At 45.6% G+C, this 19,117-nt stretch carries 14 protein-coding genes; 9 read left to right on the forward strand and 5 right to left on the reverse strand.

The window, feature by feature from the left end; all coding sequences use genetic code 11:
* On the reverse strand, positions 1–552 hold a 552-nt coding region (locus WKT17_RS01095), incomplete at its 3' end, for a hypothetical protein (RefSeq protein WP_340271793.1).
* Between the two features lie 808 nt (positions 553–1,360).
* Here WKT17_RS01095 and WKT17_RS01100 point away from each other — a divergent pair.
* A complete protein-coding gene (locus tag WKT17_RS01100) occupies positions 1,361–2,008 on the forward strand; it encodes a hypothetical protein (protein WP_330027411.1) in 648 nt (215 codons plus the stop codon).
* Between the two features lie 42 nt (positions 2,009–2,050).
* The gene (locus WKT17_RS01105) at positions 2,051–2,890 is read left to right on the forward strand and encodes a PLAT/LH2 domain-containing protein (RefSeq protein WP_294462535.1); all 840 of its coding nucleotides are present in this window, start codon (positions 2,051–2,053) and stop codon (positions 2,888–2,890) included.
* 86 nt (positions 2,891–2,976) lie between these two features.
* Here the strand turns inward: WKT17_RS01105 and WKT17_RS01110 are convergent, their stop codons facing one another.
* Positions 2,977–4,149, reverse strand: a complete 1,173-nt coding sequence (locus tag WKT17_RS01110) for an MFS transporter (protein ID WP_173747217.1) — start codon at positions 4,147–4,149, stop codon at positions 2,977–2,979.
* A gap of 15 nt (positions 4,150–4,164) precedes the next feature.
* Entirely contained in the window at positions 4,165–5,052 is an 888-nt protein-coding gene (locus WKT17_RS01115) for a LysR family transcriptional regulator (RefSeq protein WP_291682081.1), read from the reverse strand.
* 216 nt (positions 5,053–5,268) lie between these two features.
* Between WKT17_RS01115 and WKT17_RS01120 the strand changes: the two genes are divergently transcribed.
* On the forward strand, positions 5,269–9,036 hold the full coding sequence (locus WKT17_RS01120; protein WP_291682082.1) for a phosphoribosylformylglycinamidine synthase: 3,768 nt from the start codon (positions 5,269–5,271) through the stop codon (positions 9,034–9,036).
* 49 nt (positions 9,037–9,085) lie between these two features.
* Here WKT17_RS01120 and WKT17_RS01125 read toward each other — a convergent pair whose 3' ends face one another.
* Complete coding sequence (locus WKT17_RS01125; RefSeq protein ID WP_294542807.1) at positions 9,086–9,979, reverse strand: LysR family transcriptional regulator; 894 nt, start codon at positions 9,977–9,979, stop codon at positions 9,086–9,088.
* Positions 9,980–10,109: 130 nt separating this feature from the next.
* Between WKT17_RS01125 and WKT17_RS01130 the strand changes: the two genes are divergently transcribed.
* Positions 10,110–11,468 (forward strand): MATE family efflux transporter, encoded by a 1,359-nt coding sequence (locus tag WKT17_RS01130; protein ID WP_173747221.1) that lies wholly within the window; start codon positions 10,110–10,112, stop codon positions 11,466–11,468.
* Positions 11,469–11,648: 180 nt separating this feature from the next.
* Positions 11,649–14,249, forward strand: a complete 2,601-nt coding sequence (locus WKT17_RS01135) for a YfhO family protein (RefSeq protein WP_294542809.1) — start codon at positions 11,649–11,651, stop codon at positions 14,247–14,249.
* A gap of 42 nt (positions 14,250–14,291) precedes the next feature.
* On the opposite strand, the gene WKT17_RS01140 is transcribed toward WKT17_RS01135, so the two are convergent.
* Positions 14,292–15,194, reverse strand: coding sequence for a LysR family transcriptional regulator (locus WKT17_RS01140; RefSeq protein WP_294542811.1), 903 nt, complete (start codon positions 15,192–15,194; stop codon positions 14,292–14,294).
* A gap of 174 nt (positions 15,195–15,368) precedes the next feature.
* On the opposite strand from WKT17_RS01140, the gene aroE reads away from it, so the two are divergent.
* The 4 genes from aroE to WKT17_RS01160 are packed head-to-tail and all read left to right on the forward strand — an operon-like array spanning position 15,369 to position 19,109.
* Positions 15,369–16,238 carry a shikimate dehydrogenase gene (gene aroE, locus WKT17_RS01145; protein ID WP_294542813.1) on the forward strand — a complete coding sequence of 290 codons (870 nt, stop codon included), beginning with the start codon at positions 15,369–15,371 and terminating at the stop codon, positions 16,236–16,238.
* Positions 16,239–16,251: 13 nt separating this feature from the next.
* A complete protein-coding gene (locus WKT17_RS01150; RefSeq protein ID WP_294542815.1) occupies positions 16,252–17,445 on the forward strand; it encodes an MFS transporter in 1,194 nt (397 codons plus the stop codon).
* Positions 17,446–17,458: 13 nt separating this feature from the next.
* Entirely contained in the window at positions 17,459–18,262 is an 804-nt protein-coding gene (locus WKT17_RS01155; protein ID WP_173747226.1) for a shikimate kinase, read from the forward strand.
* Position 18,263: 1 nt separating this feature from the next.
* Complete coding sequence (locus WKT17_RS01160) at positions 18,264–19,109, forward strand: sugar phosphate isomerase/epimerase family protein (RefSeq protein ID WP_173747227.1); 846 nt, start codon at positions 18,264–18,266, stop codon at positions 19,107–19,109.
* Positions 19,110–19,117: the final 8 nt, after the last annotated feature.

The raw sequence follows: 19,117 nt of genomic DNA on the forward strand, positions 1-19,117 counted from the left end.
GAGGAACAGGCAGAATAAAAACAGAGCAATGTTCCACAGAGTGTCTTTTTCGATATTTCCAAGTGCGCGGTAGCTGTAAATAAAAATCACACTGAATAGCGTATACAGAATATCGCCGTACCGGATGGAAGTGTATTTTTCCAAAAGATACACCGCATATTGACTGGCAAAGAGCCAGAGGAGTGTTTGCAGGATAACCAGGGGAAAGGGATTTCCGAAAATTCGCTGGATAATCTTTAAAATATACAAATAGGTAACAGGATGCCAGTTGCTGAAGGTATTGGTAGCAACGTCATTCCAGTTGCTGGCGGAGTCAGTGGAGAAAACGCCGGGATAGCAGCCTGCAATGATGAAAATGCTCAGTAGTGTAATGGGAATCATGACCAGATAAACCGGTGTTTTCCCAATTTTTCTAAAGGTAACGGGAAGAACAGTTTTCTTTGGAGAAAAGTTTCCTATGCGTAAAAGTAACAGGTAACAGGCCATAAAGCTGCAAAGAAGTAGAAACAGTTTTATGGTAAGCGGCAGTTTTTCTTTTAGGACTTCTGTCATAGAAGACATGCATAGATAAAGCAGGGAAAGAAATAAGGCAGTCATTTTCCAAGGGAGAGAAATGGTTTTAGAATGCGCTTGTGAAACAGGGAAACACAGGCTTTGGATAATTAGAATCAATATGGGGAACAGGCACATATAGAAGGCCTCATGAAAAAATGGTGTCATAATGGTAATCCTTTCGTTTTTGTTGATAGCTTTATTATAAGGGAAGAGACATGGGGATACAAGAAGAAAGAAAAATTGAGTTTTCCGATATTCATTATATATAGCCTTGCAGATAAACGGAAGATGTCTCCAGCCAATGTGTACAAAATATTAAATTCAACGATGTGCTTCATACGCAGGGTGTTAGTAGCCGCAAAATGCAGTACACAGATTAAGACGGGATTTTTATCGAAAAAGCGATAGAACAAGAGACAAATGAGGAACTGAAAAAAGTACTGATAGACCTGGATGAGTTTATGTTTGGGTAAAGGGGAATATCAGATGACCGAATGAATAAAAAAGTATTCAGTCATCTGCATAATTTCTTTATCCGACAATTTTTTTAATGGGAAATACGGATAATAGATAAACAGTTTTTTTGAGAGCAAAATTAAGTTCATAGTTTTCCATGTTGTCTGTGTTATATTTCAGACAGTAACAAAATTGTTGCAAAACAAAGGTTGATGCAAACCTCCCGGGAATGCTTGGAACAGAGAAGGTGATGAAGAAAAAGCGAACAGAAGAAAGAACTGTGAAAGATAAAAGCAAACGCAAAGGATAAAAGAAAGGAATAGCAAATGAACAATGGAAAAATAAGAGATTGGAGCAGCATGCGCTGGTTTTAGAGGAAGGGTTTTGCGACAGTTTGAGAAGCATTGCGGAAGAGTATAAGACCCGGTATGGCTATGGAACGTTGAACGAAGTATATAGGCTTCTGGGAATCAGCAGACAGCAGGTGACTTACTGGAAGGCTAATCCATGCAGTACACAAACAAAAAAAAGGTATTTTACCGTGTTAAAGGCAGCGGAACTGTTTTGTTTGTCTGACGAAGCAGCAGAACTTCTGGCTAATAAGGCAGGTTTGTCTTTACAGGGGGAACAGGAAGAAAATACAGGTGTTCAGAAACTTTTTAAGCAATACACAGACAAGCAGAAAAAACTGTTTACAGAGGCCAATGTGACGGAACGTATGCTTTATTACATAAAGGCGGACAGAAAGCCGTCCAAGGAAAGTCTGCTTGCCCTTGTCATATCCATGGGAATGGAAACAGAGGAAATTCAGCAGGTATTGAGGACAGCGGGGTATGTGTTATCCAAATCCCTGCCGACAGATATGATTGTTTTGTATTTTCTGGAACATCAGTCAGAATGGAACAAAAATATTTCGCTGGTCTGGCAGATTAATGAGGTTCTGGACGAACTGGAACTTCCATTACTGGGAACCAGACTGTACGGAAATTTTACATAGCTGTTTCTTTCAAAATGTATACAAAATATGAGGAGAATGAGGATGGGAAAAACAAAATATGAACTGAAATTTCACACAGGAGATGAATGCTATGCGGGAACAGATTCCTGTATTTTTGTGACACTTTTCGGCACACTGGGGCAATCAGATGAGTATGAGGTCAGCGAGCGTATCCGCGGAAATGCGTTTGAGAGAAATCAGACGGATAAGTTGACATTAGAGTTGCCGCAGTCTATTGGCGACGTGTATAAAGCGGAACTGCGGAGTGACTGCAGATGGGGCGGTGCCGGCTGGTATCTGGATTATTTTGAAGTGCGGCGCCAGGAAAATAATGCGCCGACAGCACATTTTTCCTGCAGAGAGTGGATTGAAGACCGTAAAGTGAGAAAATACAGGGTGACTTCAGGCTTGAAGTATGAAGACCATAAAAGGGCAGAAGTGGTATGTGTACCCAGCGGTAAAAAAATTTATGTTCAGCCACATGGAAAAGTGGAATATAAGGAGCAATTAGAAGTAGCGGTAGGATATTCTCTGAGCGAAACGGTGGTTTCGCAGATAGGTACGAATACTTCTATTTCGTTGGAGGGAGGAGCTGGTCCGGGGCAGGGATGTACTTCTGACCTGACGGCCTCTGTAAAGGGAGCCATTGGATTTGCGCTTACAAGTTTAAATTCGAATACCAAGGAAGAGAGCATTCAGTTCAATGCTTCTAAAAAAACAGATATTCAGACAACCATCGCAAACGATACAGATGAAGAAAAAATATACCAGGTTATGATGAATATTGCAAAAGATGTGCATAAAATTACCCTGGGACAGACACAGTTTGAAATTCCTGAATACATTAGCAATGAATTTGGTGGAATTCAGGAAATTAAGTAATCATGCAATCCCCTTTTTATTGATATGCCCAAAAGTCTTGCAGGCCCCGAAGAATCCGGGGCCTGCAGTATATGCAGACAGAAAACTTATCCTCTCCGTTTTCCCAGTCCCCAGCTAAGCCCCCAAAGCCCTATGGGAAAGACCACGGCAGCCAGGATACCCAGATTTAATTTCCCTGTCATATCAGACAGGATTCCTACCACCGCAGGGCCGGCGGAGCAGCCCACGTCTCCGGCCAGGGCAAACATGGCGAACATGAAAGTACCGCCGCCCTTCAGATAGGAGGCCCCAAGGGAAAAGACTCCCGGCCACATCAGTCCCACAGAAAATCCGCAGAGGGCGCATCCTGCCAGAGAAAGCAGGGGCAGAGGCGAGAGGGCGGTAATCAGATATCCGGCCACACAGAGCACGGAGGTGGCTTTCAGGGACAGCAAAATATTCAGCTTTTCTCCCTTTCGTCCATAGAACAGGCGGCTCAGTCCCATACAGAATGCAAAGGCACAGGGGCCAAGCAAGTCCCCCATGGTTTTGGAAACTTTTAATCCTTCTTCAGCAAAGAGGGAGGACCACTGGCTGACTGCCTGCTCGGAGGCACCGGCGCACACCATGAGGAGAAACAGCACCCAGAAAACTTTATAGCGGAAAATGCTTTTAGGCAGTTTTGTTTCTTCGTCATCGCCGTGTACGGCATAAATGGGGACTCTGGTAAAAAGCAGGAAAGTTCCCAGAGGCACCAGAGCCCAAAGAGGCGGCAGAAACCGCCAGTTTTCAATGCCCGCCAGGGCAAAATACAGGGTGGAGAGCAGTACCACGCCCATGTGGCCCCAGCAGTAAAAGGAATGAAGAAAACTCATGCGGGCCTCTTTGTTCTCTCCGGGGCAGGCCTCTACCATGGGGCTGACAATCACTTCTAAAATACCGCCGCCAATGGCATTGCAGACCATGCAGAGGAGAATTCCGGCGTAGGGAGGCAGGACAAAGGGAATCCAGTAAAATCCCGTAAGTCCCAGCATGACCGTGAGAAAGGCGCACAGAGCGGCTTTCCGATAGCCTGTTTTTTCAATAATTTTGGGCGAAATCAAATCCACCAGAATCTGCACACAGAAATTCATGGTGATGAGAAGACTGATTTGATCCAGGGTAACGCCGAATTCCCTGCGGAAAGTGAGGAAAAGCAGAGGCGGCAGATTGTTTACAATGGCCTGGGTAATATAGCCCAGATAACAGCCGTAAATGGTGGCTTTTGCAGATAGTTTCATGTTAGTAAATCTCCTTTAGGTTGTTTCCGGCACCAGATACTGAAGAAACTTCTGAGCAGCCGGAGAAGTCAGAAGCTGTGGATTATAAGCCAAAATCAACTTCCGTTTGGGAATGGTTTCTTTTAGCTGCAGCTGGTAAAATTCTTTTTTGCGGTGTTCCAGCACATAATCCGGAACTGTGGTGATGCCCAGACCAATGCGGGCCAAATCCAGCAGTAAATCATTGCTGGAAAGTTCGGCCTCCGGTGTAAGGGAAAGTCCGTGTTTGCTGAAAGTCTGCTGCAGAAATCCGCTGGTGGTGCTGGTTTTGTCCAGCATCAGAATGGGATACTGGGTAAGCTGGGCCAGGGATAAAGTCTGTCCCTCCAGGTTGAAAAAGCGTTTTCCCGCAACGAAAATATCCTGAAATTCCCGAATGACACAGCAGGTATCTTTGGAAGTCAGATAGGGATTGGGCGCATTGGCTACAATGAAGTCCACCCGGTTGTTGTGCAGCAGGGAAACACATCCCCCGGAAGTGGAGTTGGTTACCTTAATGTGCACATTGGGAAATTCTTTATGAAACCGCTTAAAATACGGAATCAGAAAATAGCGGCATATGGTGTCGCTGGCCCCGATGCGCAGGGGCGTTTCCTGGGAAGGGGAATTTAAAATCTGATTTTCTCCCTCGTATAGAAGATTCACTGCCGGTTCTACGTGGCGCAGGAGTGCTTCTCCTTCCGGTGTCAGAGTGACTTTTTTTGTATTTCTGAGAAAAAGCGCATGCCCCAGCTTCTGCTCCAGTGCCTTTATGGACTGGCTGACTGCCGACTGGGAAATGTAGAGCTGCCGGGATGCCTCAGAGAAACTTAGGGTGGTGGCAACGTAGTAAAAAACTTTATAAAGTTCAAAACTGATATCCATATAGAGTAAAATCCTTTCCTGAAAATGAATGAGAAACAGAAACTTCAAAGTATACTATATAAAGAGGAAAGGAAGATGTCAACGTATAAGTTTTGCTTATAAAAAATATTAGTCATATTAATTTTACTTATAAAGTTTCCTATGCTACACTATCCATAGAAATGCAAAAGAATTGCAAAAATACCATTTGTCCCCATCGGGCAGAAAGGAGTCAATATGAGCAGCGTAAAGCGTGTCTATGTTGAGAAAAAAGCAGATTTTGCCGTGCAGGCAAAGGAATTACAGCACGAAATTGAGAGCTACCTGGGAATTAAAGACGTTACAGGCGTTCGTGTTTTGATTCGTTATGATGTGGAAAATATTTCCGATGAGGTGTTTGAAAAAGCATGTGCCTGTGTCTTTTCCGAACCTCCGGTGGATGATTTATTTAAAGAAACTTTTGAATGTAAAGAGGGAGACCGGGTATTTTCTGTGGAATATCTGCCGGGACAGTTTGACCAGAGAGCAGATTCTGCCGTACAGTGCGTACAGTTCTTAAAAGAGGACGAGCAGCCGATTATCCGCTCCGCAACCACTTATGTTATCGAAGGAAACATTTCTGACGGAGAACTGGAAGCTATTAAAAACCATTGCATTAACCCGGTGGATTCCAGAGAAGCAGAGGCTGAAAAACCGGAAACGCTGGTGACAAACTTTGACGAACCTGCAGATGTGAAAATTTTTGAAGGGTTTGCAGACATGGCCGAGGCGGATTTAAAGGAATTATACGATTCCCTGAATCTGGCTATGACGTTCAAAGATTTCCTGCATATTCAGAATTATTATAAAAACGAAGAAAAACGCGACCCGTCCATGACGGAAATCCGCGTATTGGATACTTACTGGTCTGACCATTGCCGTCACACCACATTTTCTACGGAATTGAAGCATGTAACCTTTGGCGAAGGAGATTATAAAGCCCCCATCGAAGAAACTTACAAAAAATATCTGGCAGACCGTCAGGTGATTTACAAGGACAGAGACGACAAGTTTGTCTGCCTCATGGACCTGGCTCTTATGGCTATGAAGAAATTAAAAGCCGAAGGTAAGCTGCAGGACCAGGAGGAATCCGATGAAATCAACGCCTGCTCTATCGTGGTACCGGTAGATGTAGACGGAAAAGAAGAAGAGTGGCTCATTAACTTCAAGAATGAAACACACAACCATCCTACAGAAATCGAACCATTCGGCGGTGCAGCTACCTGCCTTGGCGGCGCTATCCGTGACCCGCTTTCCGGACGTACTTATGTATATCAGGCCATGCGTGTAACCGGTGCGGCGGACCCTACGGTTTCCGTCAAAGAAACCATGAAAGGCAAACTTCCTCAGAAGAAGCTGGTGCGCGGCGCTGCTCACGGCTATTCTTCCTACGGAAACCAGATTGGTCTGGCTACCGGTTATGTAAAAGAAATTTACCATCCGGATTATGTGGCAAAACGTATGGAAATCGGCGCAGTTTTAGGTGCAGCCCCAAGAAGAGCTGTTATCCGTGAAAATTCTGACCCGGGCGATATCATTATCTTACTGGGCGGACGTACCGGACGTGACGGCTGCGGCGGTGCAACCGGTTCTTCCAAGGTACACACAGAGGAATCCATCGAAACCTGCGGTGCAGAAGTACAGAAGGGAAATGCTCCCACAGAGAGAAAAATTCAGAGACTGTTCAGAAGAGAAGAAGTCAGCTATCTGATTAAAAAATGTAACGATTTCGGTGCCGGCGGTGTGTCTGTTGCTATCGGCGAACTGGCAGCAGGACTGAAAATTGATTTGGATAAAGTGCCGAAGAAATACGCAGGTCTGGACGGAACAGAAATTGCCATTTCCGAATCACAGGAACGTATGGCCGTTGTCATTGACCCGAAAGATGTGGAAACTTTCTTAGGTTATGCAAAAGAAGAAAACCTGGAAGCCATTCCGGTGGCAGAAGTTACCGAAAGCCCAAGGCTGGTGATGAACTGGAGAGGAAAAACCATTGTTGACTTGTCCAGAGCATTCCTGGATACCAACGGCGCACATCAGGAAACCGATGTCTATGTGGAAATTCCGGGAAAAGAAGGAAATCTGTTCGCGCATACAGAAGAAGTCTCAGATGTGAAGACAAAATGGCTGAATACCCTTGCTGACTTAAACGAGTGTTCCCAGAAGGGCTTAGTGGAAATGTTTGACGGTTCCATCGGCGCAGGCAGTGTGTTTATGCCTTACGGCGGGAAATATCAGCTGACGGAGACACAGGCTATGGTAGCCAAAGTGCCGGTATTAAACGGAAAGACAGAAACGGTTACTATGATGAGCTACGGCTTTGACCCATACCTGTCCAGCTGGAGTCCATACCACGGCGCTGTTTATGCAGTGACAGAATCTGTGGCAAGAATCGTGGCAGCAGGCGGAGACTACAGCAAAATCCGTTTCACCTTCCAGGAATACTTCCGCAGAATGACAGAAGACGCACACCGCTGGAGCCAGCCGTTCGCAGCGCTTCTGGGTGCTTATGCAGCGCAGCTTGGCTTTGGACTTCCGTCTATCGGCGGCAAGGACTCCATGTCCGGTACCTTCAATGAAATTGATGTACCGCCTACACTGGTTTCCTTTGCTGTGGATGTGGCAAAACAGAAAGATGTGATTACACCGGAACTGAAAAAAGCAGGCAGCAAGCTGGTATGGCTGCGTATGCCGAAAGCAGAATACGATTTGCCGGATTTTGAAGCCTTAAAAGAGCAGTATGCAAAACTTCACGAAGACATCCAGGCAGGCCGCGTGCTTTCTGCTTATGCCTTAGACCGTCAGGGTATTGCAGCGGCTGTTTCCAAAATGGCTTTTGGTAATCAGATGGGTGTAAAAATAGAACAGAATGTGGACGAAAGAGACTTGTTCGGCGCAGGCTTTGGCGATATTATCTGTGAAGTGGCAGAAGGCAAAGTGGGCGAGCTGGCTATGACCTATACGCTGATTGGTGAAGTGACAGACCGCGCATCCATGGAGTACAAGGATATGAGCATTTCCATGGCAGAGGCTCTGGAAACCTGGAAGGCGCCGCTGGAAAAAGTGTTTAAGACACGCTCCGGTTCAGAGACCGACGATGCAACGGTAAGCATGGACAAGGGTGTTTACGACACAAAGGATATCCACATCTGTGCCCATAAGATTGCACAGCCTACGGTATTTATTCCGGTATTCCCGGGTACAAACTGCGAATATGACAGTACAAAAGCCTTTGAACGTGCAGGTGCAAAAGTCATTACCAAAGTATTTAAGAATCTGGACGCAGCAGATATCCGCGATTCTGTGGAGACCTTTGAAAAAGCCATTGACCAGGCCCAGATGATTATGTTCCCAGGCGGATTTTCCGCAGGTGACGAACCGGACGGTTCTGCTAAATTCTTTGCAACCGCATTCCAGAATGCAAAAATCAAAGAAGCGGTTATGCGGCTGTTAAATGAGAGAGACGGTCTGGCCCTTGGTATCTGTAATGGTTTCCAGGCGCTGATTAAGCTGGGACTGGTACCGTACGGGGAAATCGTGGGACAGACAGAACAGTCACCAACCCTGACCTTTAATACCATTGGACGTCATATTTCCAAGATGGTTTACACAAAGGTAGTGACAAACAAATCCCCATGGCTGCAGAAAGCAGAGCTTGGAAAGGTTTACACCAACCCGGCTTCTCACGGAGAGGGGCGCTTCGTTGCCAATGACGAGTGGCTGAAAAAACTCTTTGAAAACGGTCAGGTTGCCACACAGTACTGTGATGTAAACGGCAATATTACTATGGACGAAGAGTGGAATGTAAACGGTTCCTACTGTGCAATCGAAGGTATCACAAGCCCGGACGGCCGTGTACTTGGTAAGATGGCACATTCCGAAAGACGTGGTGACGGCGTTGCCATGAACATCTACGGAGAACAGGATATCAAGATCTTTGAGTCCGGTGTGGAATACTTTAAATAAAATTCAAAATGTTATCAAAAAAACTGCTGTGTCTGACACAGCAGTTTTTTTATGGGGTTGGGAATTGTTCTGTGAAAATTTTCAGAAAATCTTTCATTTTCTTCACGCCTTCTCCCTGAACCCGCAGGCGGTGGAAGGTGAGATAGATATGGCGGCCTTCTTTCAGCCAGTTTGGACGGATGGTGCGGACACGGTATTGAGACAGGGATTCCGTCTGAGCCACAATGGAGATTCCCAGTTCTTGTTCCACCAGGCGGGCAATGGCATCCTCACTGTAGGCGAAGTGGGTAATGGCAGGTGTCAGCCCTTCTCTCTGAAAGAGAGCGGAAATCTGGCGGTACATGGGATAATCCTTCCGGTAGGATACGAAGGGATAGGCACACAGGTCTTCTAAGCGGTCCAAAGAACACTGGGCAAAGGCTTTGGTATCCGGCAAAAGCACCACCAGAGGCTGATACAGAAGGGGAATCTGTATTAACTCCGGCTCCGGTTTTATTTTGGAACAGATACCTAAGTCAAACCGGCCGCTTTTTAGTCCCGCGGCAATATCATCACTGGGCATTTCATCTGAATAAATCACATATGCTTTTCCGATTTGCGAGAGAAAGTTTTTAAACAGCCGGGGAATGTAGCCGTAGGCCATGGACGCAGTATAAGCTACCCGGATTTCGCCGTTAAAGCTGTCTGCACAGGCGTTCATCTGTTTTTTGGCCTGTTGGGCCTGTAAAAGAATACTGTCCGCATAAGGAAGAAATGCTTTTCCCTGTGAGGTCAGCTCAACGCCTCGTCCGTTTGGTTTGAAAAGGGGGACGCCAAATTCCGTTTCCAGCTTTTTTATGGCAATGCTGAGACTGGGTTGGGAAATGTTTTCCTGCAGGGCGGCCTTTCCCATGTGCTGCAGCCGGGCTGCTGCCTGAAAGTAGCGTAATTGTTCCAAGGTCATAAAGAGAGTTCCTCCTAAAATTCATAGTGAAAATAAATGAATCTATAGAAATCATATATTTTATCTTTGGAAAAGTCAATGATACAATACCAGTTGGGAAAAATTTAAAGAAACTTGGGAGAATATGAAAATGGAAGATATCAAAACAAGTGAAAACAAAAAACAGAAAAGTATGGATTTGACGGTGGGACATCCGTTAAAGCAGATTCTTCTCTTTGCCCTGCCCCTGGTATTCGGAACCATGTTCCAACAGCTTTACAGTTTTGCAGATACCGTGATCGTAGGACGGTGTCTGGGTATTGACGCTCTGGCAGCAGTGGGGGCTACCTATTCCCTGCATTTTCTCATTCTGGGGTTTGTACAGGGGGCTTGTGTGGGATTTGGCATTCCTCTGGCCCAGAGTTTTGGAGCAGGAGAGAAGAGGGAACTGCACCGTTTCTTGTGGAATGGATTCTGGGTGGGAAGTTTTTTCAGCGTTCTGTTGACTGTGGGAACAGTGATACTGGCAGCGCCTCTTATGGCTGCTATGAATACGCCGGAAAATATTTTTTCTATGGGAGTATCCTATATTCGTATTCTATTTTTGGGGATTCCGGCCAGTATTCTGTATAACTATTCTGCCAGTGTGCTGCGGGCGCTGGGGGATTCCAGACATCCCTTTTATTTCCTGCTGTTTTCCAGTATCTTAAATGTTGTACTGGATTATGTATTTATTACAGATTTTCATACAGGTGTGGAGGGAGCAGCAGCGGCTACCGTTATCAGCCAGCTTGTCAGCGGGCTTTTGAATACCTGGTGGATGTTTCGGCGCATGGAATTGATAGAAATCCGAAGAGAAGATATGAGTCTTTCCTTTCGGCATATAAGAAAGCTTTGCATAATCGGACTGCCTATGGGGGTGGAGTATTCCGTATCAGCAGTAGGGGCCATTCTTTTGCAGGACGCCATTAACATCCTGGGCAGTGGAGCTGTGGCAGCGCAGACGGCAGGAGAAAAAATCCGCCAGATGTTTACGCTGCCTATGGAAAGCATAGGAATGGCCATGGCAACTTATGCAGGGCAGAACTTCGGCGCCGGCCGTATGGACAGAATTAAAAGAGGAATTCGGGACGGTATAGTCATACAGGCGCTCTACTGCGCGGTAGTCTGGGTGATTTTACTTCTGATGAAAGGGATTCTGGTACAGCTTGTGCTGGGCAGCGGCAGTATACAGGTTGCCCGGAATGCAGAAAAATATCTGATGATTTGCAGCTGCCTGTTTCTTCTTCACGGGCTTTTGATGATATTCAGGAACGTGCTGCAGGGTATGGGATATGCAGGACATGCCGTCTTATCCGGTATCTGGGAACTGGCAGGAAGAGGCCTGGGAGGCTGGATAGCGGTAAGCGGAGCTGGATTTACTGCCGTCTGTTTTGCAAATCCCATGGCATGGGGATTTGCGTTGTGTTACTGCGCGGTCATGGTACTGTGGTTTTTAAAAAGAAAATAAGAGTTTGATTTGCGTCTGAAAGCAGGTGTTGCTGTTTTTGGACGCATTTTTATGGTTTGATAAGGTATGAAAAACAGGAAATTAAAAAAAACTTAAGAAAAATATCAGAATTTTTATAGAAAAAAAGTCGCTTTTTGCTGTTATAATGGGGGTCGTAAAAGAGACAGAAAGGAAAACATCATGAAAAAAAGAATATTTGACCTTACGGGAATTGTACTGATACTGGGAACCTGGGTATTGTGCTGGCTGTTTGTTATGCAGTATGGCGTTTTCGGCTCAAAGGTAGACTGGATTAGCCAGCACAGCGTCATTCCTGATTACTTCCGGCAGAGGTTTTACGCAACCGGAGATTTGTTTCCGGATATTGCGTGGAACCTGGGAGGCGGGCAGAATATTTACAATTTTTCCTATTACGGACTGTTCAGCCCGGTGATTCTGCTTTCCTATCTTCTGCCTTTTGTGGAAATGGACCATTATATTATGTTCACCAGCATACTTTCTTTTTCAGCCTCCTCCTTTCTTTTCTACCAATGGCTGAAAAGAAATCTTTCCGACCGGGTTCTGTCAAGGGCAGCAGCTGTTTTATTTACCCTGGCGACACCACTTTTGTATCACTCTTATAATCAGCTGATGTTTGTGAATTATATGCCTTTTTTATGTCTGGCGCTGCTGGGGGTGGACGCCTATTGCCAAAAGCGGAAAAAAGGATTGTTGATTGCAGGGGTGTGCGGCATGATTCTGACGAGTTTTTACTTCAGTATCGGAGGCATGGCTGCCATTATGCTCTATGTACTGACAAAATTTGAGCGCAGGGAGAACTGGAAGAAAACGGGAGTGAAAATGTTCCAAAGAGGAACGAGGACGGCTGGTGTTTTGTTTCTCTGCGTCTGTATCTGCGGAATCCTGCTGGTTCCTACCGCTTTGGTGCTGTCCTCCAGAGGGCAGTCAGGAGGAGGCGGGATTTCGAGTTTATCCTGGACGCTTATGTCTCCTCTGCGGCTGCTTTACAGCCCTTATGGAGTGGGGATGTCTGCTCTTGGCATTGTAGCGCTTTTGGGGAATATTTTTCCGGGAAGCAGGAGACAGGACCGCCTGCTTTCTCTGGGCCTGGTGATTCTGTTCACAGTGCCGGTCTTTGGCTGGATTTTAAACGGCGGGCTGTATGTAAAAGACAAGGTCTTTATTCCTTTTCTGCCCCTGGTGGTTCTGGAAATTGCCAGGTATATACAGGAATTGAAACGTACCGCATGGATAAAGAATAAGCGGCGCATGGCGTTCCATATTCTGCCTTATCTGGCCGCCGCAGCCTTTATCTGCATACAGCGTGATACTGCGGGATTCCGGCAATACTGGCTGCCGGCTCTGGCAGACTGTGCGCTTATGCTGCTCTTGTATCTGGTGTATCTGAAATTTAACCGCTATCCGCTTTCTGTGTTTGGAGCCTGTCTGATTCTGTTTTTTTCCGGCTGGATGGTGAACAAAAACAGCGCCAATATGATTCCGGCAGAAACTTACGAAAAGACGGTGCAAACAGATGTCACCAAAGCTATGAAGGAAATTTTGGAGGAAGACACGGGCTGGTACCGCATGGAAGAACAGGCAGGAGGGGCAGAGGAACTGGCGGATATTGACCGTATCCGGGATATCCGGCAGAATGTAACCTCCATGTATTCTTCCGCTTACAATGAGGATTATATGGAATTTAGAAACAAAACCTTTGGGCTCAATCAGCATTTCCGAAACTCTATGATGCAGGCGGTCTCCGACAATCCTCTGTTTTTGCAGCTTATGGGAGTAAAATATGTCACCGGTCAAAAAGCGCCGGCCGGCTATCAGCTTCTCAAAGAGGGAAAAGACGGCAATCTGTATGTGAATGAATCGGTATCTCCTCTGGCCTATGTGACTTCGGACACCATGGGAGAAGAAGCGTACCGTACTTTGCATTTTCCGGAAAATCAGACAGCGCTTCTGCAGAAAGCCGTGGTGAAGAACGCAGACAGTACGGCTAAACAGGGGGAAACCTTAGAGTCCATGTCAGCCTGTGGGTTTTCCATACCGGAACAAAACACAAAGAAAGGAAAGATTGAGAAAACAGACTATGGCTGGGAAGTGGAGGCAAAGGAAGAACTGCAGCTGACGATACCCCTCGACAGCCTGGGAGAAAACCAGGATTTGCTGGCTCTTTCTTTCAGGCTTACAAACAAAAAGCCCAACCAGGATGTATACATACGTCTCCAGGGACAGACAAACCGTCTGACCGCAGAAAATCATGAATATGCAAATCATAACAGAGATTTTTCCTTTACGGTGCAGCCGGATATGGAGAAGCGGCAGGTTACGCTGATTCTGGGAAAAGGACATTATGAAATCAGCAATCTGAAGGCCTATGGGGGCAATTTGGAAAGCCTGCAGGCAAATTCCAAAAAGCTGTATCAAAATCCGCTGGAACAGGTTTCCATAGAAGATAACCAACTGACTGGGAAAGTGGAGACATCCAGGGCAGGATATCTGATTACCAGCCTTCCCTTTGACAAACATTTCCGGGTATATGTGGACGGGAAAGAAGTACAGACCGAAAAGGTAAATACTGCTTTTCTGGGTGCCCAGGTTCCCAAGGGAAACCATACCATTACCATTGCATACAGAGCGCCGGGAAAAACCGCAGGACTGCTTCTCACCGGCGGAGGAGGTTTTCTGCTGTTTCTGGATAAAGTAAAAATCAAGAGAAGAAGCAGGAAGAAGAAAAACGGTATGAGAAGAAATGTACAAAAAGCAGCATAAAAAGGAAAAAGCAGTCGTCTCCAAAGCGGAGATGACTGCTTTTTAAGTGTGTTGTTTATCTGAGTTATCCGTATAATGTTCTGCCACATAGTCATGAAAGTTTTTTACGGCAGGGGTTAAATGATGGCTTTTTAAGGTGGCCATGTAGAAATTGCGTTCCCAGTATGGATGGGAAATCTGCAGGATTTTCACTTCCATACGGAGCAGTTCTGTCATGTAGGGAACAATGGCAACCCCAAAACCTTTTGATACAAGCCCGGCAATGACAATGTCTTCTTCGATTTCATAGGCAATCTGCGGCTTTACCTGCACTTTTTGAAACAAATCATCCACAATGCTTCGCAGACCGGAGGCGCGGGAAAAATAAACCTGGGAATAAGGCGCCAGTTCTTCCAGGCTTATGGCACAGCGCTTGGAAAGAGGGTGGTTCCTTGGCACAATCACGACAAGGTCCTGACGGGCAACCGGAATAAATTCAATGTCAGAAGCATTTTCACATTTGGTACAAAATACAATATCATAGGTTTCATCTTTCAGACCTTCTATAAGAGAAGGCGTAACCCCTGTGTTAAATTTGAAACAAACATTCTTTCCCTGCTGGTGTTCTAAAAATTTCCTGGTTACTTCAGGCACAAATTCCACACCCAGGGTTCTTAGAAAGCCCAATTCGATTTTTCCTTCCCCCATTGCGAGATGATGCATGTTCAGAATACCTTCATCCAGAGCCAACAGCGATTTTTCCACATATTTTAAAAACTCAGTTCCTTCGGGAGTAAGAACGGAGCGGCGTCCCTGCTTTTCAAATAAAGTGACGCCCAGTTCCTTTTCCAGAAGGGAAATGGCGTGACTGAGGCTTGGCTGGGCAATACAAAGCTGTTCTGCGGTTTTCCGGAAATGTCCGGTCTGAGCCAAGAGCGCAAAATAGCGAAGCTGATATAAATTCATAGATGTATTCCTCCATAAGACGTATAAATAAGACCAGTGGCTTTCTCTGGCTCAGAGTATATCACAATTGATAGAAAAAGACTATTGATTTGATTAAAATAATGCATTTGATAATTTTTTTCACATTCCTGTAGAATAACAGCATACAAAATATAAAAAACACGAGGAAAAGAAATGAAGATTACAGGTACAACAAAATTATATGGTTTATTCGGAACGCCTGTGGAACATTCCATGTCCCCGGCTATGTATAATTACTGTTTTGAAAAATGGAATCTTGACTGCCGATATCTGGCATTTGATGTGCCAAGGGAGAGAACAGAGGATGCAGTAAAGGCTTTTCGTACCCTTGGAATGAAGGGAGCGAATGTCACCATGCCATGCAAGCAGGCTGTGATTCCTTATCTGGACTGGGTTTCTCCGGCAGTGACGCTGTCCGGCGCCTGCAATACCATTGTAAATGACAATGGAACCCTGAAAGGCTATATCACAGATGGAGAGGGCTATGTGATGAATCTGCAGACCCATGGCATGGACATACAGGGAAAAAATATTACACTTCTTGGGGCAGGCGGCGCAGCAACGGCCATACAGGTGCAGGCCTTGTTAGATGGAGCGTCAGCTATCTGGGTGTTTAATAAAAAGGATGCGTTCTGGGATTTTGCCCAGAAGAAAATCCGGGAACTGCAGGAGGCCTTTCCCAATCAGGAAATCCGGCTTTATGACCTGGAGGATTCCGGGCTTCTGAAAGCCAAAATACAGGATAGCGACGTGCTGACAAATGCCACAAGAGTAGGAATGGCGCCATTGGAAAACAGCAGTCTTATACAGGATATGTCCCTGTTTCGGGAAAGCCTTCTGGTGACAGACTGCGTATATAATCCGAGAAAGACCAGACTGCTGAAAGATGCAGAGAAAAACGGCAGCAGGACGGCAGATGGACTGGGCATGCTGCTCTACCAGGGAGCGGCGGCAGTGAAATTGTACACCGGGCAGGATATGCCGGTTGATGAAATAAGAGAAGAATTTTTTCAATCCAGATAATGAGGAGGACGATATGAACAAAAGAAAATACTACCCCGCAGCAGTTGCGCTTTACATTACTTATTTTATACTGGGAATTTCCGCAACCATTGTAGGGCAATATAAACAGGAATTTGCCGCTGCGTGGGGCGCAGAAAGACTGGCGGACGGCACCTTTGAAATCAGCCGCGTCATGGCGGTGATTGCGGCAATCGGCTTGGGAAGGCTGGTAGCTTTTCCGGTTGCAGGGCCTTTTTCTGACAGTTTCGGAAGAAAGAAAAGCGCACTGGTGGGAATGGCGTTTTTCATTGTGTTTTTCGTAGGACTTCCTTTTACAACGAACACGGCAGCCGCATATATTCTGCTTATGTGCAGCGGAATCGGAAATTCTTTTCTGGATACCAGCGTTACGCCGTCCTGCATGGAAATTTTCAGTGAAAACGGTGCAGTCGCCAATCTTTTCACAAAGTTTTCCACATCCGTTGGTCAGTTTGTGCTTCCGATTGTCATTATTTTCTTCAGCAACGCAGGCATTACATACCATACCTTATTTTTTACAGTAGCTGTTTTAGTAATCGCAGATACCATTGCCATTTTGCTTTTGCCCCTTCCCGACACCAAGGGAAAAGCGGCCAAAGCTGCCAAAAAGAAAATTAAAATTTCTCCGGCGCTGCTTCTGCTCATTGGCATTGGTTTTACTTCCTCTGCAACCTTTATGATTTTCATGAATTGCAACCAGGAGCTGGGGAAATTATATGGCCTGGCCAAGCCTCAGATGATACAATCCTTTTACTCAATAGGAATTATAACCGCTATCCTTACGACTTCGGTACTGGTAAAGAAAGGCATAAAGCCTATCCGAATCCTGGTGGCTTATCCGACCACCGCATTTCTGGTTTTGTGTATGATGTACTTTATCAGAATTCCACAGATTTGTCTGGTTGGAGGTTTTCTCATGGGATTTTTCGCTGCGGGCGGTGTGCTTCAGCTTACAACCTCCACGGCAAATGAGCTGTATCCTGAACACAAGGGAACCATTACGGCCATGGTTATGTTTGCATCTTCCGTGTCCAATTATGTGGTGATCAATGTGGCAGGCTTTCTGACAAAAACAGGAGGCGCAGAGGGACCAAGATATATTCTGCTGTTTAATATGGCAGTGACCTTCCTGGGAATCCTGCTGGCGGTTATCTTGAATGTAAAATACGGAAATGAAATAGAAAAGTAACAGGAGAGAGCAGATGGAAAGAGAATTAACGGGATTGAGAGAAATCATTGGTGACTGTGACAAAGAAATTGTACAGGCTCTGAAAACCCGAATGGAGTGTATTGAGGGAATTATTCAATACAAAAGAAACCATGGACTTCCGGTACTGCAGCCGGAACAGGAGAAAAAGCAGCTGGACCGGATTTGCAAAGAGGTGGAAGGCACACCTTTTGGCGAAGAAATCATCCATATTTTTGAAAGAATTATGGAAAACAGCCGGAAGATACAGGCCAAGGCGCTGTTTGACAGAAATATCCTGCTGATAGGATTTATGGGAGCAGGAAAATCTACCGTATCCGCCTGTCTGGGCAAAATGCTGGCTATGGAAACCATAGAGATGGACCGCTTTATTGAAGAGAAAGAAGGCATGAAAATCAGTCAGATTTTTGACGTTCATGGGGAAGAATATTTCAGAAACTGTGAAAGCAATACCCTGATTGAGCTGCGAAGCAAGAATCATGCCGTGATTTCCTGTGGGGGAGGGGTTCCTCTTCGCCCTCATAATGTGGAACTGATGAAAAAGAACGGCTATGTTATCTGGCTGACTGCAAAGCCGGAGGCTATTTTAGAAAGGGTGAAGGACAGTACGGAACGACCGCTTTTAAATGGGCATATGAATGTTTCGTATATCAGCAGTCTGATGGAAAGCAGAAGAGAAAAATACAGCGCGGCGGCTGATTTGATTATTGATACCACTGGAAAAGAAATTGTTGAAATCTGTGAAGAACTGCTGCAGAAACTCTCTGCAATGCAGAAAAATAAAAAGGAGGACGAATAATATGTCAGCAAAACATCCAATTACGGTAAGTTCATGGACGCTGGGAGACAAATGTACATTTGAAGAAAGGGTAAAAGCAGCGAAAGAAGCAGGATTCGAAGGAATCGGGCTGCGTGCGGAAACCTATGTGGACGCTTTAAATGAAGGTCTGTTTGACCAGGATATTTTAGACATTCTGAACAAGTATGATATGCAGGTGACCGAAGTAGAGTACATCGTGCAGTGGGCAGAGGACAACAGAAGTTATGAACAGAAATACAAAGAGCAGATGTGCTTTCATATGTGCCAACTCTTTGGTGTTGCCCATATTAACTGCGGTCTGATGGAAAGATATTCTGTGGAACACACAGCACAAAAGCTGAAAGAACTGTGCGGCAGAGCCGGAAACATCATAATCGGAGTAGAACCAATGCCATACAGCGGAATTCCGGATGTGAAAAGAGCCTGGGAAATTGTAAAGGCCAGCGGATGTGAAAATGCAAAAATCATTCTGGACTCCTGGCACTGGATTCGGGCAAATCAGCCGGTGGATATGGCTGTTCTGGAAGGGATTCCGGCAGACAAGATTGTCTCTGTCCAGATTAACGATGTGTATGAAAGAGCATATGCAGAAGTTGTTTTAAGAGATGAATCCATGCACGACAGACTGGCTCCCGGAACCGGACATGGAAATACAGCCGCTTTTTGTAAAATGCTGAAAGAAAAAGGGGTGGAGCCTCTGGCTTTCGGTGTAGAGGTTATCAGCGACAGAATCCTTGCGGCAGGTGTGGCTGAGGCAGCGAAATTTAATTTTGACAATACGAAAAAAGTACTGGAAAATTCTTGGCCGGAAATTCTGGAAAAATAAGAAGACTG

Source organism: Blautia sp. HCN-20427 (assembly GCF_037890365.1).
Lineage (GTDB): Bacteria > Bacillota > Clostridia > Lachnospirales > Lachnospiraceae > Blautia.